This window comes from Ferranicluibacter rubi, from assembly GCF_011603255.1.
Classification (GTDB): Bacteria; Pseudomonadota; Alphaproteobacteria; order Rhizobiales; family Rhizobiaceae; genus Ferranicluibacter; species Ferranicluibacter rubi.
On sequence record NZ_JAANCM010000004.1, the window covers coordinates 134,959 to 152,115 of the forward strand.

Genomic DNA, 17,157 nt, shown 5'->3' on the forward strand with positions numbered 1-17,157 from the left:
CTTTCATATCCGACATGACGAAACGTTGATCAGTAGCTCGGTGCGAGCAGGGCCGGAGCGATCGTCGTGTTCAAAAGCTGCTGCAGGAAGAACAGGATGACCAGCACCACCAGCGGCGACAGGTCGACGCCGCCCATGTTCGGCAGGATCCGGCGGATCGGGCGGTAGAGCGGCTCCGTCAGCTGGTAGAGCGAGCGGCCGATCATGCTGATCGCCTGATTGTTCGTATTGATGATGTTGAAGGCATACAGCCAGGAAAAGATCGCCGAGGCGATGATCAGAAACCAGGCGATATTGATGATGAAGTTCAGTGTTGCGATGACGGCGAGCATGCCGGGCCTCCGGTTCCTGGACCGCCGTGCGCCATCGGCGATGGGCGACCGTCGTTCCAACATTCATGGCTGCACAGCATTTTCCCCGCGACCCGATTCCGGGAGCGCGGCATTGTGCAGGTGTTGACTGACATGTAGACACTGGCAGCGAAAGCGGCAACCCTGCGTCGCGCGCGGTGTGGCAACATGTTTAAGACGGCGCAACGGCCGGCGCCCCCAGCGAACGGCCCGATGCAACCAAGGCCGGGAAAGACCAGTTCATGTCCATCGTCGAAACCGGAGACCGCTACGCCGCCTTTCGGCATGTCGGGTACCGCCGCTACTTCTTCGCCCGGTTCCTCGCCTATTTCGCCATCCAGATCGTCAGCGTCTCCGTCGGCTGGCAGATCTACGACCTGACGCGCGATCCGTTCGACCTCGGGCTCATCGGCCTTTTCCAGTTCCTGCCGTCACTGGTGCTGATCCTCGTCACCGGCTCGGTCGCCGACCGCTACAACAGGCGCATGATCATGGGCATCTGCATGGGCGTGAGCACGCTCTGCGCGGCGGCCCTTCTCGCCCTCACCCTCACCGGTACCTTCACCCTCTGGCCGGTCTACACCATCCTCGTCGTCTTCGGCATCGAGCGAGCCTTCCTAGCGCCAGCCTCGCAGTCGCTTGCGCCCAATCTCGTGCCCGAGCGGGATCTGGCCAACGCGATCGCCTGGAATTCCACCTCCTGGCAGACGGCGATGATCGTCGGCCCCGTCGTCGGCGGCCTTATCTATGCGCTGGGGCCGGCCGTTCCCTACAGCGTCGCCGTGCTGTTCTTCGCCGCCAGCGTCGTCATGGTCTATGCCATACCTAAGCCCGCGCAGAAAAACAGCCAGACAGCCCAAAGCTGGCAGGCCATCACCGCCGGTTTTCGCTATATCAAGGCGGAGAAAATCGTGCTCGGCGCGATCTCGCTCGATCTCTTCGCCGTTCTCCTCGGCGGCGCCATCGCGCTCATGCCGGTCTTCGCCCGCGATATCCTCGATCTCGGGCCTTGGGGTCTCGGCCTCCTGCGCGCGGCCCCGGGCGTCGGCGCGGTTGGCATGGCCATGTGGCTCGCCGCCCATCCGATCCGCCATCGCGCCGGCGTGCTGATGTTCGTGGGCGTCGCGCTCTTCGGCCTCGCCACCGTCGTCTTCGGCCTGTCCGCCACGCCGTGGATCTCGATCGTGGCGCTCGTCATCATGGGCGCCTCCGATATGATCTCGGTCTATGTGCGGGAAACGCTGATCACGCTCTGGACGCCGGACGAGCTGCGCGGCCGCGTCAACGCCGTCAACATGGTCTTCGTCGGCGCGTCGAACGAGCTGGGAGAATTCCGGGCCGGCATGATGGCATCCGCCTTCGGCGCGGTCCCGGCCGTCGTCATCGGCGGCGCCGGCACACTGGTCGTGGCTGTCCTCTGGTCCTTGGGCTTCTCGCAGCTCCGCCGGATCGACGCGCTGGATGCGCCCGAGACGAAGCGATAAGACGCTTTGCGGATGACGGAGGGCGAACCCGTCAGTGCTCCGCCGTCTCCACGATGTCGGATTTCGCCGCGGCTTCCTGACGCTTCATGATGCGGTCGCGGCCGGAAACGCCGAGCAGGTCTGCGATCCGCCAGATCACGTGATCTTCCATCTCGCTGCGCTCACCATCGACATAGACGATCTCCCACAGCATGCCGACGAGATCGATCCGCTGCTCTTCGCTGAAGTGCCGCTTGATATCGGAGGTGAAGCGGAAGAAATCGATCGCCTCGCTCTCGGCATCCTCGCCGGCAGCGATCAGCGCATCGAGCGCCGCATCGTCTAGCGTGTAGTGCTCCTTGATCATCGAGCGGACCTTGCGACGCTCGATATCGTCGGCGTGCCCGTCGGCCTCCATCACCTGGATGCAGAGCGCGACGATGGCGATACGCGGATCGCCAGCCTCGATCGGGTTCGGGTGCTCGGCACCGGTGAGACTGTCGATGAAAGTGCGGATACGATCAAACATGGGGTGCGCGGCGCTCACGGGAAGAGGGTCGTTGATGCCGACAGGAAAGACGAGGCTGAAAGCCGGGTCCAGCCCTATTCACGCCGCAAACGCGGAAAGGGGCCCCGCAGGGCCCCCGAACCATCAGAAAAGTTTGAATGTCGTCTTTTCTGCAACTCTATCCGTGCGCACGCCGGGATCATCCGGCGGCCGGCCGAAGAACGGCTCGACCGGCGCTTCCGCAGGCTTCGCCGCAGAGGTGGGACCAGAGACTGGCTGAGCCGGAACCTTGGCTGCCACCGCACCCTCGTCCTTCTTGACCGGCTCCTTGCGCGTCGCCTCTTCAGGTTGCGTGACAACGACGGAACGCGCCGGCTCAATGGGCTCGTGAACGATGACCGATTCGGTCGGAACGGGAACGGCAATCGCCGCCGTCCGCTCCACCGTCTCAACGGGCGCTTCCGGTACGGTCACGACGGCTTCCGGCTCGATCCGGTCCGGGGCGGCAACAGGTGTCGCAACCGGCGGCAGGCTGCGAATGGCGGCTTCGCCACGGCTGACGCCACCGTCCTCAAGTGGTCCGTCGATGGTATTGACGGGCATTTTCCACTCGAACGCATCCAGGCGTCCGCTGACCGGCGAAACCGGCAGCCACTCCTGCGACACGACGCCGTCGGCAATCCAGGCCGCATCGCGCGGGCTCTTCAGCGCCTGGTTCATCCAGTGACGGATACGTCCGTCGTCGCCGGTATCGGCTTCCTCGATATCGGCGAGCAGCAGGAAGACGCTTTCGGTCGGCGCGATACGGGCGGCCGCTTCCGCCATGGAGCGAGCCAGCGCCAGTTCGCGGGCTTCCAGCGCGCTTTCCGCAACCGCCATCAGCGAGATGGCATTGTTCGGCTTCCACGCCTCCAGCTTGCGGGCACGCTTCAGCCGATCGACGGCCGAATCGCCACTCCGCGCCCTAACATAGGCCTTGGCGACCTCGGGATGCGGCGCCTGCTTCCACAGCTTTTCAAGAACGGAGGCAGCTTTCCGCAGGTTGTCTTCGCGAAACAGCGCTTTAGCGGCGATCAGGCCGGCCGGCACGAGGGTAGCGTCGAGCTTGAGCGCCGCCAGCGCATCGTCGCGTGCGGCCTTCGGGTCTGCATCGAGCTTTTCGCGCGCACGGGCGGTCAAAAGTACCGCCTTCTTGCGGTCGGCTTCCTTGCGGTCGATGACATGGCTGGTGCGGCTCTGGTCGAGCAGATGTACGGCCTCGTCCCAGCGGCCCGCCTGGCTGCGCTCGTCGAGCGTTGCTAAGGTCGCCCAGGCGAGATGCGGCGCCTTGTCGGCGGCGCGCTCGGCATATTGACGGGCCGCTTCATTGGCGCCCAGGCGCTTGGCTTCGAGATAGAGCCCGCGCAGGCCGAGCTCGCGCGTTTCCGGGTCTTCGGCCATCCGCTCGAATTTCCGCCGGGCATCGTCATGCTTGCCCTCGATCAGCGCCGTCTGCGCTTCGAGAAGATGGATCAGTGGTTCCTGATCGGCCGACAACAGCCCGCGCGTGCGCGCCGTCATCTTGCGCGCGAGGATTGCATCGCCGGCACCGGCTGCAATCAGCCCGGTCGAGAGCGCCTGATAGCCGCGGTCGCGCTTGCGAACACGGAAATACCGGGCGATCGAGTGTGGCGAGAACCAGATGACGCGGACAAGCCAGACCACGAGCAGAATGGCCGCGATGAGCGCGACGAGAAGCGTGGCGCCGACCATCAGGCTGGTCTCGATGCGCTGGCCCATCCAGATCAGCGAGAGTTCGCCCGGCCGATCGGCAAGCCATGAGAAGCCTGCGCCGAGCGCAAGGACGATCAGGAAGAAGATGAGAATACGGATCAAATCGGCTCTCCTCAGCCCTGTTTGGCGGGTATGGAGCCTGAAGCGGCTCCGGCCACGGCGGCGTCGATCAGGCCTTCGACCTTGATGCGTTCATCGAGCTTCGTGCGGAATTCAGCTCCGGCATCCTTGGCAGGCTGCGGCAGGCCATCCCATTCGAGACTCGCGCCCTTCAGGTCGCCGTTCGTCAGACGATCTTCGATCCGGGCGACGACGGCTTCCGGGCCCGTGCCCTCGACGCTGCCGACGGGGCGAACGCGCACGGCGGAAGCGGCGCTATCCACCAAGCGCGAGAAGATGCCCTGATTCGGGTCGGCCCCACGAATGGCCGCGAGCATCGCATCGGCCGTATCGGGGAAGGTGCGCGTCAGGTCTGCGCGCGACGAGACGCCGCGCGGCGCGACGTCGGCCAGACCGGCGATGGCGGGATCATCCGGCGAAATGCTCTTGAGAGCGTCGAGCTCGGCCAGAAACGGCCCACCCCTGTCGATCGACGTCTTCAGCGCCGTCACAGCGATGGCGCGGGCAAGCTGGACATCGCTTGCCGGCTCCTCAAGCTTCTTCTCCGCTTCCTCGATGCGTGTCGAAAGCTCAGACGTCGCCGTCTCAGCCGCTCGGCTCTGGTCGGCGAGACCGGATTTCACGGTTGCAAGCTCTTGCGTCAGGCTCTCGATCTGCGCCTTCAGAGTGTCGGCACCGGACGCCTCGCCGGTCGCACCGACGCTCTGCTCGACTGCGGCGAGCCGCTGCTCCAGCCCCTCGCCACCGGATGAACCTGCTGCCGAAACCTGTGCCTTCAATGCATCGACCTCGGCGCCGAGATCGCGTCCCGAATCGGCAGTCCCGGACGATGAAGGGCCGATCGAGGGTACGATCCCGGCATATTGCAGCACGCCGGCACCGGCGAGGGCTATCAGGCCACCAAGAATGCCGGCCGCCAGTGCACCGGAGCGCGATGGGCTTGCAGCCTGCGAAGAATGGGTCGGCTGCGTCGGCGGAACGGAGGCCGCATCAGGGCGCGCTGAGGATGCAGGCTCCTCGGCAAAAACCGCAGCAGCCGCTTCGGCGCGCGCCTCATCTTCGGCTTCGGTCTGCCGGCTCTTTTCGTGAAACGTCTCGGTCGGGGCCTCGCCACCGGCGTGAATGCTCTCGGCAGGATCACGCGCGGCAAAGGCGATCTCTGCGTCTCTCACGACCGCGTCATCGGACGAGACCGGCTCCGCCGTATCTCGGCGAGCGTCCACGTCCTCCGGGCGCGTCGCATCCGACGCATCCGGCGTGGCATGCAGATCGATCGTTAGCGGCTCCTGATCGGGCTTGGTGCGGCGCGGCGGGTTCTCCGGATCCATGCTCTCTTCTCTATGCGTGAGGTCAACAGCATAAACCTAGACACCGACCCCGGCGAGGGAAAGGCCCCACCGGTCGATTTGCGCGATTCAGGCGTCGATGAGAGCGAGCAATGCATCCTCGTCCGGGCGCACCGCGATCTCCACATGGCGACATCCGGGCGGTACGGCGTCGGCAATCCGGGGGCCGAGACAGAGGATCCGCACGCTGTCGGCCAGCATCGCCGGGGCGATCTCGGAAAAGAACTGTCGGGCCGCTTCTCGCGAGTAGAACAGCACCGCTTCCGGGTGAAAAGCCTTTACGCGCGCGGAAAACTCGCCCGGCGCCCGCACGACCGGCCGCATGCGATAGACGAGACGAACCTGCAGCGGCACGCCGGCAACCGTCATGCGCGTTTCCAGCTCCGGCAACCGCGGCGTGCCTGCGAGATAGAGAAGAATGCCCGTTTGCGTGCCGCGATCACGCAGGATCAATTCCGCGAGGCCCGTCGCATCGCCGGGACCGACCCGCACGTGGGAAAAGCCCAGATCAACCGCCGCCTCCGCCGTCGCAGCCCCCACGCAGTAGACAGGCAGGGATGTAAGCGAAGACAGCGCGTCCGGGGAATGGCGCAATGCCCGAAACGCCTCGGCGCTGGTGGCGACAACGCCCGATGTGGCAAGCGCCGTCGCCCGGATCGGCAGATGCTCCGCTTCGCTCAGCGGCAGGAGCAGCGTTTCATGGCCGGCAAGCGCCAGCCGTCGGAGCGTGTTGTCCGCTGTGGTTTCCGGGCGCGTGACGAGGACGCGCACGCGCTCAAACCCAGCTTGAGAAGAAGCCGGGCGCTGCATCGGCCCGAATGTCTTCGCCCGCCTGCGTCCCGATCTTTACCGCATCGACCGCCCGCCCCTCGGCGAAAACCCGGTGATGCTGCGTCCCGTCCGGCGTCAGGATCATCCCGGAGAACGAGATCTGCTCCCCGTCGGAAATCGCATAGCCGGCTATAGGCGTGCGACAGGATCCGTCGAGCGTATTGAGAAAAGCCCGCTCGCAGGTCACGGCCTCGTGCGTTCTCGGATCGTCAATGGCTGAGAGGAGATCGTTGATGGCAGTGTCGCCGATGCGGCTTTCCACAGCGATGGCACCCTGCGCGGGTGCCGGCGGAAAATAGGTGGGATCGAGGATCTCGGTGGCGACGCCTTCCAGATTCAGCCGCTTCAGCCCGGCAAGCGCGAGCAGCGTGCCATCCACCTGGCCCTCGGCCAACTTGCGCAGCCGGGTCTCCACGAGACCGCGATAGACGATGACGTTGATATCGGGCCGCAGCCTGCGGATCAGCGCCTGCCGACGCAGCGAAGCCGAGCCGACCGTCGCCCCTTCCGGCAGGGCAAGGAGCGTCGGCGCGGTACCGCCGATGAAGGCATCGCGGGCATCCTCGCGTGGCAGGAAGGCGGAGAGGAACAGACCGTCCGGCAGGCGCGTCGCCATGTCCTTTGCCGAATGAACGGCGAAATCGAGCGTGCCCGCCAGAAGCTGGTCTTCCAGCTCCTGGGTGAAGAGGCCCTTGCCGCCGATTTCGGACAGTGCGCGATCGGTGATCCGGTCGCCCGCCGTCGACAGCGGGACGATCTCGAACATCTCCTCCGGCAGGCCATGCGCCAGCATCAGCCGGTCGCGCGTCTCATGGGCCTGAGCCAGCGCCAGCCGGCTGCCGCGCGTGCCGATCCGGAAAGGTTTCGTTTGCATCCGCTACGATCCGTTGTTACCGGAGGTCCGTGTATCCCCCTTTATTCCCGACCGCAATCTTCGAGTAACCCGCCCATGAACCGGCCCCTGCGTATTCTCGGCATCGAGACGAGCTGCGACGAAACCGCCGCTTCCGTCGTGCTGCGCGAAACGGACGGACGCGGTGAAATCCTTTCAGACGTAGTGCTGAGCCAACTCGAAGAGCACAGCGCCTACGGCGGCGTGGTGCCGGAAATTGCGGCCCGCGCGCATGTCGAGGCACTGGATACGCTGATTGCCGAAGCGCTCGCCCGCGCGCAAATGTCGCTGTCGCAGGTCGATGCGATCGCCGCAACGAGCGGTCCGGGCCTCATCGGCGGACTGATCGTCGGCCTCATGACCGGCAAGGCGATGGCGCGCGCCGCGGGCAAGCCGCTCTATGCCATCAACCATCTCGAAGGCCATGCGCTGACCGCGCGCCTGACGCACGGTCTCGCGTTCCCCTATCTGATGCTGCTGGTATCCGGCGGCCATACCCAGCTGGTGCTGGTGCGCGGCATCGGCGACTACGAGCGCTGGGGCACGACCATCGACGATGCGCTGGGCGAGGCCTTCGACAAGACGGCAAAGCTTCTGGGCCTGCCCTATCCCGGCGGCCCGGCAGTGGAACGCGCCGCCCGCAGCGGCAATCCCGAACGCTTCACCTTTCCCCGCCCGCTCGTCGGCGAAGCCCGGCTGGACTTCTCCTTTTCGGGCCTGAAGACCGCGGTGCGGCAAGCGGCGCAAGCAATCGCTCCGGTCGGCGAGCAGGATATCGCCGACATCTGCGCCTCCTTCCAGCATGCGGTGTCACGCACGCTGAAGGACCGGATCGGCCGCGGCCTCCAGCGCTTCCGCGAAACCTACCCGGATGTCGGCAGGCCCTCGCTCGTCGTTGCCGGCGGCGTTGCCGCCAACCAGGCCCTGCGCGTGACGCTCGACAGCCTCTGCGACAAGAACGGCTTCGATTTCGTCGCGCCGCCGCTCCACCTCTGCACCGACAATGCTGCCATGATCGCCTGGGCAGGCGCCGAACGCATCGCCGCAGGCCTGCCCGCCGACGATCTCTCCGTTTCGCCCCGCGCGCGCTGGCCACTCGACGGGAACGCCGAAACCCTGCTCGGCTTCGGCAAGCGGGGCGCCAAGGCATGAGCGAGGCGAACACTCCCGCGACCGACAAGGTTGCCGTCGTCGGCGCCGGCGCCTTCGGAACAGCGCTTGCTACCGTCATCGCCCGCACCGGCCGATCAGAGGTGACCCTCATCGCCCGCAAAAGGGACGTCGCCGACGCGATCCTCTCCCGCCGCCGGCACGAGGACGCACTGCCCGGCATCGATCTGGCCGAAAGCCTTCTCGCCACCGCAGACCCGGCCTCTGTTTCCACCGCCGGCATCGTTCTCTTCGCCATGCCGTCGCAGGCGCAGCGCGAGGCCGCGCAAGCGCTCCGGCCGTATCTCGCGCCCGGCGCCGACATCGTTATCTGTGCCAAGGGGCTGGAACGCGGCACCGGCCGGCTGCTGACGGACGTCGTCGCCGAGGAACTGCGCGACCTCGAGGTTTCCGTCCTCTCCGGCCCCGGCTTTGCCGCCGATATCGCCACCGGCCTGCCGACCGCCATGGTCATCGCATCCGCTTCTGCGGAGCGCGCCGCACGGCTCGCAACCGCCCTGTCCGGCCCCACCTTCCGCCTCTACCCCTCCGCAGATCGAACGGGTGTACAACTCGGCGGCGCACTGAAGAACGTGCTGGCCATCGCCTGCGGCATCGTCGAGGGCGCAGGCCTTGGCGAATCCGCCCGCGCCGCCATGATCGCCCGCGGCCTTGCCGAACTCTCGCGCTACGTCGCGGCCTGCGGCGGCCGGGGCGACACGGTTCGCGGCCTCTCCGGGCTCGGCGATCTCGTTCTCACCGCCACCAGCCACCAGTCGCGCAACCTGCGCTATGGCATCGCGCTTGGTCGCGAGCGCCGCGCGGCCCAGCCGACCGTCGATCTCGTCGAAGGCGCGCTTGCAGCTTCTGTCGCGGCCGCGGAGGCCCGACGCCTCGGCCTCGACATGCCGCTGACCTTCGCCGTCGCCGCCATGATCGACGGGACCATCGACGTGGAAACGGCACTCGAACAGCTCATGTCCCGCCCCATCACTCAAGAATAGCTTCGGAAAGGCACGACCATGCTCTTTGCAGCCCTTTGCACCGACAACCACGGCGCACTCCAGATCCGCCTCGACACGCGGCCGACCCACGTCGCCTATCTCGACGACCTGAATGCCCGCGGTATCCTGAAAGTCGCTGGCCCCTTCCTGGGCGACGACGGCAAGCCGAACGGCAGCCTCGTCATCATCGAGGCGGAAACGAAGGAAGCGGCGACCGCGATCTTCGCAGAAGACCCCTACGCCAAGGCCGGCCTTTTCGCCTCCGTCGAGGTCAAGGCCTGGAACTGGGTCTTCAACAAGCCGGAGTGACGTGCGATGGCCTACTGGCTCTGGAAATCCGAACCGTTCAAATGGTCCTGGGCCATGCAGAAGGATGCCGGCGAAGCCGGCACCGAATGGACCGGCGTGCGCAACTATCTCGCCCGCAACAACATGCGGGCCATGAAGATCGGCGACAAGGGCTTCTTCTACCACTCCAACGAAGGTCTTGAGATCGTGGGTATCGCCGAGGTCTGTGCCCTCTCGCATCCGGACTCGACGGCAGAGGGCGACGCCCGCTGGGACTGCGTCGACATCCGCGCCGTCAGCGACATGCCGAAGCCCGTTACGCTGAAAGACGTGAAGGCCAGCGAGCGGCTGAAGGACATGCAGCTCGTCACCTCCATGCGCCTGTCCGTTCAGGCCGTGACGGAAGAAGAATGGCGCGAAGTCTGCCGCATGGGCGGCCTCGACCATCCGCCGGAATCGCCCCCCGCGTGAAGACCCCCGCGTGAAGACGGACCCCGAACGCTTCATCCGCGAGAACACGAGCGTCCTCGCTCCCCCGCATGTTCCCGAGGTGCGGCTGTTTCTGGCGAGCGAGGCGCACGACCTCTGGCTGAAGACGGAAGACGAACTCGACGCCATCGGCCTGCCGCCGCCCTTCTGGGCCTTTGCCTGGGCCGGGGGACAGGGCCTTGCCCGCTATGTGCTCGATCACCCGGAGATCGTCGAGGGCCGCACAATCGTCGATTTTGCCTCCGGCTCCGGGCTGGTGGCGATCGCCGCCATAAAGGCCGGCGCGGCATCGGTCCTGGCATTGGATACCGATCCTTGGACGGGAACCGCGATCGCGCTCAATGCGCAGCTGAACGATGTTGTCATCATGCACGAGAACGCGGATCGGATCGGCCAGCCCATCGCATACGACGTCTTCCTTGCCGGTGACGTCTTCTACGACAAGGCCTTTACCGACAGGTTGATACCCTGGTTCGAGGATCTGGTTGCAAGCGGCATCGAGGTCATCGTCGGTGATCCCGGCCGCGCCTATTGTCCCCGCGACCGCATGGAGCCGCTTGCGACCTATGAAGTTCCGGTAACGCGGGCACTCGAAGACAGCGAGGTCAAGAAGACCACCGTCTGGCGGTTCCGCTAGATCGCCACGAACCGGCTCGGCATTGCCGCCTCAGCGCCCGCGAATGACGCAGACACCCGCCTCGAAGCTGCAGGCGGTGTCGTTGCGGCGAGCCGCACCGCGATCGACCGTGATGACCCGGCTGCGTGTTTCCGGCGCGACATACCGTTCGACGGCGCCGTAGCCGATATCCTCGTCGTAGTTCGTGATGCTAAAATAACTGCCGGCGCCGCTGCGATACCAGCCATTCGCATTGCCGGAATATCGCCCGGACCCGACGATGACGGCGGCTGGGGCGCGCCAGCTGCGGCGATATCCCGTCGCATCCTCCCGCACACGATATCGGCGCTCGCCATCGAAAGTGCCGCGCACGACGCGATAATCCGGCACCGCTTGCCGATCGCCCTGAAGGCGTACGCCGGATCTCTGTTCGCGCTGGTCCTGCTGCGCGGGATCGTACAGTCCGCGATATCCCTCGTCCCTCGCTTCGGCATGTCCGAACGCCGACAAGACAAGGGCAAACGCGACCGCGACCGCGACCGATCGCAGGGAAATGTCCCGAACCATGATGAACCTCCGACGGATCTTAACAAAACGTTAAGAGCAATCTGGAGCAGGTCGCCGTGAAAGTCAGGCGGTTGCATTGGATTTCGCTGGATATGCTTAATCGTTAAAATGCCGTTTAACGGTCGTTCCGATAAACCTCCGTCTCTAATCGATTAATTTTCTTTCGCACCGCAAACAGGCTTGTGAAGACCCCTGCCGAAGATTAAAGCTCGCCACAACTGAATGCTGCGCAATCCCTGCGCAAACCGGATATAAAAAGTCTAGTTTTTGGACGATTGACCGGTCGTTCCGTGAGGTTCAGATGACGAATGTCACCAAAAGCCGGCCGCTTTCGCCGCATCTTCAAATCTACAAACTCATTCCGACCATGCTCATGTCGATTGTGCACCGCATCACCGGCGCGGCACTCTACTTCGGCACGGTTCTGGTCGCATGGTGGTTGATCGCAGCGGCCAGCGGCCCGGCCTATTACGATTGGGCCAGCTGGTTCTTCGGCACCATCATCGGCCAGGTCATCCTGTTCGGCTACACCTGGGCATTGATCCACCACATGTTCGGCGGCCTGCGCCACTTCATGTGGGATATGGGCTATGGTTACGAGAAGGAATTCTCGACCAAGCTCGCCATCGCCAGTGCCATCGGCTCCATCACTGTGACGCTCCTTCTTTGGATCGTCGGCTTTATCGTTCGCTGAGGGCTCCGATCATGGATATGCGCACACCACTCGGCAAGGTCCGCGGTCTCGGTTCGGCCAAGGAAGGCACGGACCACTTCTGGCGCCAGCGCCTGACGGCCGTCGCCAACGTGCCCCTTCTGATCTTCTTCGTCGTCTTCATCATGACCTATGCCGGCGCGCCGCATGCAGACGTGGTCGCAGCGCTCGCCAATCCGTTCGTCGCGGTGGTCATGGCCCTTGTTGTCATCTCTGCCCTGACCCACATGCGGATCGGCATGCAGGTGATCGTCGAGGACTACGTTCACGCCGAAGGCATCAAGATCGTCCTTCTCATGCTCAATACATTCTTCGCGATCGCGGTTGGCGGGCTCTGTCTTTTCGCCATCCTGAAGCTCGCCTTTGCAGGATAAAACCATGGCATCGACCGAAGCACCGTCCGTCAACGGCCCGACTTCCATCAACGGTAAGGCCTACCAGTATGTCGACCATTCCTACGACGTCATCGTCGTAGGCGCTGGCGGCGCCGGATTGCGCGCCACGCTCGGCATGGCCGAGCAGGGTTTCAAGACGGCCTGCATCACCAAGGTCTTCCCGACACGTTCCCATACGGTCGCAGCCCAGGGCGGCATCGCCGCCTCGCTGCAGAACATGACGCCGGACAGCTGGCAGTGGCACCTGTATGACACCGTCAAGGGCTCCGACTGGCTCGGCGACGTCGATGCCATGCAGTATCTCGCCATGGAAGCGCCAAAGGCGGTCTATGAGCTCGAGCATTACGGCGTGCCCTTCTCGCGCAATGCCGAAGGCAAGATCTACCAGCGCCCGTTCGGCGGCCACATGCAGAATTACGGCGAAGGCCCACCGGTGCAGCGCACCTGTGCTGCGGCCGACCGGACCGGCCACGCCATTCTGCACACGCTCTACGGCCAGTCGCTGAAGCACAATGCCGAATTCTTCATCGAGTATTTCGCGCTCGACCTGATCATGTCGGACGACGGCAGCCGCTGCACCGGCGTCGTCGCCTGGTGCCTGGATGACGGCACGATCCACCGCTTCTCGGCCAAGATGGTCGTGCTGGCGACCGGCGGCTATGGTCGCGCCTATTTCTCCGCCACCTCGGCCCACACCTGCACGGGCGATGGCGGCGGCATGATCGCGCGCGCCGGCCTGCCGCTGCAGGACATGGAGTTCGTTCAGTTCCACCCGACCGGCATCTATGGTGCCGGCTGCCTGATCACCGAGGGTGCACGCGGCGAAGGCGGTTACCTCGTCAACTCTGAAGGCGAGCGCTTCATGGAGCGCTATGCACCGTCTGCCAAGGACCTTGCCTCGCGCGACGTCGTCTCGCGCTGCATGACGCTGGAAATTCGCGAAGGCCGCGGCGTCGGCAAGGCGAAGGACCACATCTTCCTGCATCTCGACCATCTCGATCCCGCCGTTCTCAACGAGCGCCTGCCGGGGATTTCCGAGAGCGCCAAGATCTTTGCCGGCGTCGATGTGACGCGCGAGCCGATCCCGGTCCTGCCGACCGTGCACTACAACATGGGCGGCATTCCCACCAATTACTGGGGCGAAGTGCTGAATGCCGACGGCAAAAATCCGGAACGCATCATCCCCGGCCTGATGGCCGTCGGTGAAGCCGGCTGCGCTTCGGTGCACGGCGCGAACCGCCTCGGCTCCAACTCGCTGATCGATCTCGTGGTCTTCGGCCGCGCCGCCGCCATTCGCGCCGGCGAGGTCATCGACCGCGCGAGCCCGATCCCGGCGCTGAACACCGCCGCCTGCGACAAGATCGTCGGCCGTCTCGACACGCTGCGCTATGCCAGCGGGGGAACACCGACGTCGGTTCTGCGCGAAAAGATGCAGCGCACGATGCAGGAAGACGCCGCCGTGTTCCGCACGCAGGAATCGCTCGAAAACGGCTGTAAGCGCATGAGCGCCATCTGGTCGGAAATGTCGGACATCAAGGTCACCGACCGCTCGATGATCTGGAACTCGGACCTGGTGGAAACGCTGGAACTCGAAAACCTGATGGCCAACGCCATCACCACGGTCGTCGGCGCGGAAGCCCGCAAGGAAAGCCGCGGCAGCCACGCACGCGAGGACTACACCTCCGGTCCGTTCGCCGGCCGCGACGACGTCAACTGGCGTAAGCACACGCTGGCCTGGGTCAATGAGGCCGGCGACGTCAAGCTCGACTATCGCCCGGTTCACACCGAATTGCTCGCGGAAGGCATCGATCCCTACAAGATCGAGCCCAAAGCGCGTGTCTACTGACGGAAGCCCGGTCAAGGAAAACAGATATGGTTGAACTTGCACTTCCCAAGAACTCGCAGATGACCGAGGGCAAGGTGTGGCCGAAGCCCGCCGGCGCGACGAACACCCGCGAATTCCGCGTCTATCGCTGGAGCCCCGACGACGGCAAGAACCCGTCGATCGACACCTTCTTCATCGATGTCGACGATTGCGGCCCGATGGTTCTCGATGCCCTGCTCTACATCAAGAACAAGATCGACCCGACGCTGACGCTGCGCCGCTCCTGTCGCGAGGGGATCTGCGGATCCTGCGCCATGAACATCGACGGCACCAACACGCTAGCTTGCACCAAGGGCATGGACGACGTGAAGGGCACGGTAAAGGTCTATCCCCTGCCGCATATGCCCGTGGTCAAAGACCTCGTGCCGGACCTCACCAACTTCTACGCCCAGCACCGCTCGATCGAGCCCTGGCTGAAGACGGTTTCGCCGGCTCCCGCCAAGGAGTGGAAGCAGAGCCATGACGATCGCGCCAAGCTCGACGGTCTCTACGAGTGCATTCTCTGCGCCTGCTGCTCGGCATCCTGCCCGAGCTACTGGTGGAACGGCGATCGCTATCTCGGCCCGGCCGTCCTGCTTCAGGCCTATCGCTGGCTGATCGACAGCCGCGACGAAGCCAAGGGCGAGCGTCTGGACAATCTGGAAGATCCCTTCCGCCTCTATCGCTGCCACACCATCATGAATTGCGCTCAGACCTGTCCCAAGGGCCTCAACCCGGCCAAGGCGATCGGCGAGATCAAGAAGATGATGGTCGAACGCCGCGTCTAGAAGGCGATTTTACGAGAGGAAACGCGGATCGGCGTTTCCTGTACGCCACAGGGCTGTAGGAAAGGACGTTTTTCAACAGCCTTAAAGGTCGATTAACCTTAATCCGGCCTATATCTGTCTCGAACGTTCATTTTTCATACGAGACGACCGGGAGTTCGAAATGCGGGCATATCATGTTGCGGCGGGTCTGGTGGCGGTGCTGGCCCTTTCGGGATGCCAGCGCACGTCGGTGGGCGCTTTCGATCAGCGTGACATGGGTGGGCCTGCCCCCCTGCAGGCGCAGCCCGTTCCCTCCGTTTCCGGCGGCGCCCTGCCGCCTCCGACGAGCGGCGACACCTCCCAATTTCCGGCAGCGCCCGTCAACCAGACGGCGGCCCTCGGCGGCGCGCAGGTTCCCCCCGGGGCTTCGGCAGCACCCGCAGCCTCGCTGGACGTCACCAAGGAATCCATGGTCGGCAACTGGCGCGTCGCCAATGGCGGCAGCTCCTGCGATATGTTCCTGACGCTGACCAATCTCGGCTCCGGCTCGCGCGGCGGAACCCGCGGTTGCGCCGGTGAGCTGACGCAGATGGGCTCCTGGGAAGTGGCCGGCAAGCAGGTCGTCCTCAAGGACCGCAGCGGCAACGCGCTCGCCCGTCTCTACAAGACGGCTGATTCCCGCTACGACGGCCAAACCAATGGCGGCCAGCCCGTCAGCCTGAGCCGCTGATCCCCGAGCGATCGAAGCCGAGATCTACAGCGCCGGGCCCTTGCCGGGCTTCTTCTTCTGATGGCCAGGAAGGCTGCGCGTGCCAAACGCCGAGAACACCATCTCCAGACGCCTCGAGGTCCGCATCGCCAGCGGCGACATGCGCCGCGATCCGGCCCAGCTTGCCATTGCCACCCGCCTCGACCGCCTGTCCACAGACCTGGCCGCCAGCCGCGCCAACCGCAAGTCGAATGCGCTCGGCTGGCTCTTCGCCTCGAAGCGAGACCAGCGCCCGCCGATCAAGGGTCTCTACCTCTATGGCGGCGTCGGGCGCGGCAAGACAATGCTCATGGATCTTTTCTTCGAGACCGTACCGATCAAGCGCAAGCGGCGGGCGCATTTCCATGAATTCATGGCCGAGGTACAGGACCGCATCTTCAAGCACCGCCAGAAGCTGAAGAACGGCGAGACGAAGGACGCGGACCCGATGCCGCCCGTCGCCGCCGATATCTATGCGGAAGCCCGCCTTCTCTGCTTCGACGAGTTTTCGGTGACCGACATCGCCGATGCGATGATCCTGTCGCGCCTGTTCGGGGAACTGTTCAAGCGCGGCTGCGTCCTCGTCGCCACCTCCAATGTCGAGCCGGGCGATCTCTATCGCGACGGCCTCAACCGCTCGCTCTTCCTGCCCTTCGTTGATCTCCTGCGTGCTCACGCCGACGTCGTGCCACTCGACACGCAGACGGATTATCGCCTGGAGAAGACCAGCGGCCTGCCCGTCTGGTCCTCTCCGCTCGACGATGCAGCCCGTCAGGCAATCGACACCTCTTGGGCGAAGGCAACGGCGGGCCTCACGCCCGCCCCCGCCGATCTCACCTTCAAGGGCCGCACGATCCACGTTCCATCCGCGGCCGGTGACTGCGCACGCTTCTCCTTTGCGGATCTTTGCGCCCGTCCGCTCGGTGCGACCGACTATCTCACCATCCTGTCGCATTACCGTGTCATCTTCATCGACAACATCCCGTTGCTCGACCCCGAGCGGCGAAACGAAACCAAGCGTTTCATCATGCTGGTAGATACGATCTATGACCAGGGCGCGCGCCTGTTCGCATCGGCCGCAGCGCGCCCGGAGAACCTCCTGACCGTCAAGCGCGGCACGGAAGGCTTCGAGTTCGACCGGACGGTTTCCCGCCTGATCGAACTGCAAAGCAGCGAATATGCCGGTGCGCATGCTGCAAATGCGAAGAATTCGTGACTGAATATCTTACGTTTACGTAAGAAAATATTGATCTAAACGATTGAAAAACCTCACTC

General features: G+C 64.6%; 19 protein-coding genes. 12 read left to right on the forward strand and 7 right to left on the reverse strand.

Features of this window, described 5'->3' with window-relative positions:
* Positions 1–29: 29 nt before the first annotated feature.
* Positions 30–332: a YggT family protein gene (locus G8E10_RS09795; protein WP_092930705.1), complete on the reverse strand. Its 303-nt coding sequence runs from the start codon at positions 330–332 to the stop codon at positions 30–32.
* Positions 333–592: 260 nt separating this feature from the next.
* Between G8E10_RS09795 and G8E10_RS09800 the strand changes: the two genes are divergently transcribed.
* Positions 593–1,834 carry an MFS transporter gene (locus G8E10_RS09800; RefSeq protein ID WP_167128390.1) on the forward strand — a complete coding sequence of 414 codons (1,242 nt, stop codon included), beginning with the start codon at positions 593–595 and terminating at the stop codon, positions 1,832–1,834.
* Positions 1,835–1,865: 31 nt separating this feature from the next.
* On the opposite strand, the gene G8E10_RS09805 is transcribed toward G8E10_RS09800, so the two are convergent.
* The 5 genes from G8E10_RS09805 to hemC all read right to left on the reverse strand — a co-directional run bounded on the left by G8E10_RS09805 (position 1,866) and on the right by hemC (position 7,265).
* Entirely contained in the window at positions 1,866–2,342 is a 477-nt protein-coding gene (locus tag G8E10_RS09805) for a tellurite resistance TerB family protein (RefSeq protein ID WP_092989507.1), read from the reverse strand.
* 123 nt (positions 2,343–2,465) lie between these two features.
* A complete protein-coding gene (locus G8E10_RS09810) occupies positions 2,466–4,196 on the reverse strand; it encodes a heme biosynthesis protein HemY (RefSeq protein WP_167128393.1) in 1,731 nt (576 codons plus the stop codon).
* Between the two features lie 11 nt (positions 4,197–4,207).
* Positions 4,208–5,542 (reverse strand): COG4223 family protein, encoded by a 1,335-nt coding sequence (locus G8E10_RS09815; RefSeq protein WP_167128396.1) that lies wholly within the window; start codon positions 5,540–5,542, stop codon positions 4,208–4,210.
* An 87-nt stretch (positions 5,543–5,629) separates the two neighbouring features.
* Complete coding sequence (locus tag G8E10_RS09820) at positions 5,630–6,331, reverse strand: uroporphyrinogen-III synthase (RefSeq protein WP_167128399.1); 702 nt, start codon at positions 6,329–6,331, stop codon at positions 5,630–5,632.
* 4 nt (positions 6,332–6,335) lie between these two features.
* The gene (gene hemC / locus G8E10_RS09825) at positions 6,336–7,265 is read right to left on the reverse strand and encodes a hydroxymethylbilane synthase (RefSeq protein ID WP_110807781.1); all 930 of its coding nucleotides are present in this window, start codon (positions 7,263–7,265) and stop codon (positions 6,336–6,338) included.
* 75 nt (positions 7,266–7,340) lie between these two features.
* On the opposite strand from hemC, the gene tsaD reads away from it, so the two are divergent.
* From tsaD to G8E10_RS09850, 5 genes are read left to right on the forward strand one after another with little or no spacing between them, the layout of a single operon-like run.
* Complete coding sequence (gene tsaD / locus G8E10_RS09830; protein WP_167128402.1) at positions 7,341–8,435, forward strand: tRNA (adenosine(37)-N6)-threonylcarbamoyltransferase complex transferase subunit TsaD; 1,095 nt, start codon at positions 7,341–7,343, stop codon at positions 8,433–8,435.
* Positions 8,432–9,436, forward strand: coding sequence for an NAD(P)H-dependent glycerol-3-phosphate dehydrogenase (locus G8E10_RS09835; RefSeq protein ID WP_167128405.1), 1,005 nt, complete (start codon positions 8,432–8,434; stop codon positions 9,434–9,436). The genes tsaD and G8E10_RS09835 overlap by 4 nt, the downstream gene beginning before the upstream one ends.
* An 18-nt stretch (positions 9,437–9,454) precedes the next feature.
* Positions 9,455–9,745, forward strand: coding sequence for a YciI-like protein (locus G8E10_RS09840; protein WP_110800994.1), 291 nt, complete (start codon positions 9,455–9,457; stop codon positions 9,743–9,745).
* A 6-nt stretch (positions 9,746–9,751) separates the two neighbouring features.
* On the forward strand, positions 9,752–10,195 hold the full coding sequence (locus G8E10_RS09845) for an EVE domain-containing protein (RefSeq protein ID WP_167128408.1): 444 nt from the start codon (positions 9,752–9,754) through the stop codon (positions 10,193–10,195).
* A 10-nt stretch (positions 10,196–10,205) separates the two neighbouring features.
* Entirely contained in the window at positions 10,206–10,850 is a 645-nt protein-coding gene (locus G8E10_RS09850; RefSeq protein ID WP_167128411.1) for a 50S ribosomal protein L11 methyltransferase, read from the forward strand.
* Positions 10,851–10,880: 30 nt separating this feature from the next.
* On the opposite strand, the gene G8E10_RS09855 is transcribed toward G8E10_RS09850, so the two are convergent.
* Positions 10,881–11,396 carry a hypothetical protein gene (locus G8E10_RS09855; RefSeq protein WP_167128414.1) on the reverse strand — a complete coding sequence of 172 codons (516 nt, stop codon included), beginning with the start codon at positions 11,394–11,396 and terminating at the stop codon, positions 10,881–10,883.
* Between the two features lie 301 nt (positions 11,397–11,697).
* On the opposite strand from G8E10_RS09855, the gene sdhC reads away from it, so the two are divergent.
* The 6 genes from sdhC to zapE all read left to right on the forward strand — a co-directional run bounded on the left by sdhC (position 11,698) and on the right by zapE (position 17,098).
* Entirely contained in the window at positions 11,698–12,090 is a 393-nt protein-coding gene (gene sdhC, locus G8E10_RS09860) for a succinate dehydrogenase, cytochrome b556 subunit (protein ID WP_110800998.1), read from the forward strand.
* Between the two features lie 11 nt (positions 12,091–12,101).
* Positions 12,102–12,482 carry a succinate dehydrogenase, hydrophobic membrane anchor protein gene (sdhD, locus tag G8E10_RS09865; protein WP_110735417.1) on the forward strand — a complete coding sequence of 127 codons (381 nt, stop codon included), beginning with the start codon at positions 12,102–12,104 and terminating at the stop codon, positions 12,480–12,482.
* Positions 12,483–12,486: 4 nt separating this feature from the next.
* Complete coding sequence (gene sdhA / locus G8E10_RS09870) at positions 12,487–14,349, forward strand: succinate dehydrogenase flavoprotein subunit (RefSeq protein ID WP_167128416.1); 1,863 nt, start codon at positions 12,487–12,489, stop codon at positions 14,347–14,349.
* Positions 14,350–14,375: 26 nt separating this feature from the next.
* Complete coding sequence (locus G8E10_RS09875) at positions 14,376–15,155, forward strand: succinate dehydrogenase iron-sulfur subunit (RefSeq protein ID WP_110729908.1); 780 nt, start codon at positions 14,376–14,378, stop codon at positions 15,153–15,155.
* Between the two features lie 160 nt (positions 15,156–15,315).
* Positions 15,316–15,864, forward strand: coding sequence for a protease inhibitor Inh/omp19 family protein (locus tag G8E10_RS09880; RefSeq protein ID WP_110801187.1), 549 nt, complete (start codon positions 15,316–15,318; stop codon positions 15,862–15,864).
* A 79-nt stretch (positions 15,865–15,943) separates the two neighbouring features.
* Positions 15,944–17,098, forward strand: a complete 1,155-nt coding sequence (gene zapE / locus G8E10_RS09885) for a cell division protein ZapE (protein WP_167128419.1) — start codon at positions 15,944–15,946, stop codon at positions 17,096–17,098.
* Positions 17,099–17,157: the final 59 nt, after the last annotated feature.

What these genes read in the sequence shown, in the direction of transcription:
- G8E10_RS09795 (WP_092930705.1), bottom strand. Translation starts at nt 332, where the DNA reads ATGCTCGCCGTCATCGCAACACTGAACTTCATCATCAATATCGCCTGG.
- G8E10_RS09800 (WP_167128390.1), top strand. Translation starts at nt 593, where the DNA reads ATGTCCATCGTCGAAACCGGAGACCGCTACGCCGCCTTTCGGCATGTC.
- G8E10_RS09805 (WP_092989507.1), bottom strand. Translation starts at nt 2,342, where the DNA reads ATGTTTGATCGTATCCGCACTTTCATCGACAGTCTCACCGGTGCCGAG.
- G8E10_RS09815 (WP_167128396.1), bottom strand. Translation starts at nt 5,542, where the DNA reads ATGGATCCGGAGAACCCGCCGCGCCGCACCAAGCCCGATCAGGAGCCG.
- hemC (WP_110807781.1), bottom strand. Translation starts at nt 7,265, where the DNA reads ATGCAAACGAAACCTTTCCGGATCGGCACGCGCGGCAGCCGGCTGGCG.
- tsaD (WP_167128402.1), top strand. Translation starts at nt 7,341, where the DNA reads ATGAACCGGCCCCTGCGTATTCTCGGCATCGAGACGAGCTGCGACGAA.
- G8E10_RS09835 (WP_167128405.1), top strand. Translation starts at nt 8,432, where the DNA reads ATGAGCGAGGCGAACACTCCCGCGACCGACAAGGTTGCCGTCGTCGGC.
- G8E10_RS09840 (WP_110800994.1), top strand. Translation starts at nt 9,455, where the DNA reads ATGCTCTTTGCAGCCCTTTGCACCGACAACCACGGCGCACTCCAGATC.
- G8E10_RS09845 (WP_167128408.1), top strand. Translation starts at nt 9,752, where the DNA reads ATGGCCTACTGGCTCTGGAAATCCGAACCGTTCAAATGGTCCTGGGCC.
- G8E10_RS09855 (WP_167128414.1), bottom strand. Translation starts at nt 11,396, where the DNA reads ATGGTTCGGGACATTTCCCTGCGATCGGTCGCGGTCGCGGTCGCGTTT.
- sdhC (WP_110800998.1), top strand. Translation starts at nt 11,698, where the DNA reads ATGACGAATGTCACCAAAAGCCGGCCGCTTTCGCCGCATCTTCAAATC.
- sdhD (WP_110735417.1), top strand. Translation starts at nt 12,102, where the DNA reads ATGGATATGCGCACACCACTCGGCAAGGTCCGCGGTCTCGGTTCGGCC.
- sdhA (WP_167128416.1), top strand. Translation starts at nt 12,487, where the DNA reads ATGGCATCGACCGAAGCACCGTCCGTCAACGGCCCGACTTCCATCAAC.
- G8E10_RS09875 (WP_110729908.1), top strand. Translation starts at nt 14,376, where the DNA reads ATGGTTGAACTTGCACTTCCCAAGAACTCGCAGATGACCGAGGGCAAG.
- G8E10_RS09880 (WP_110801187.1), top strand. Translation starts at nt 15,316, where the DNA reads ATGCGGGCATATCATGTTGCGGCGGGTCTGGTGGCGGTGCTGGCCCTT.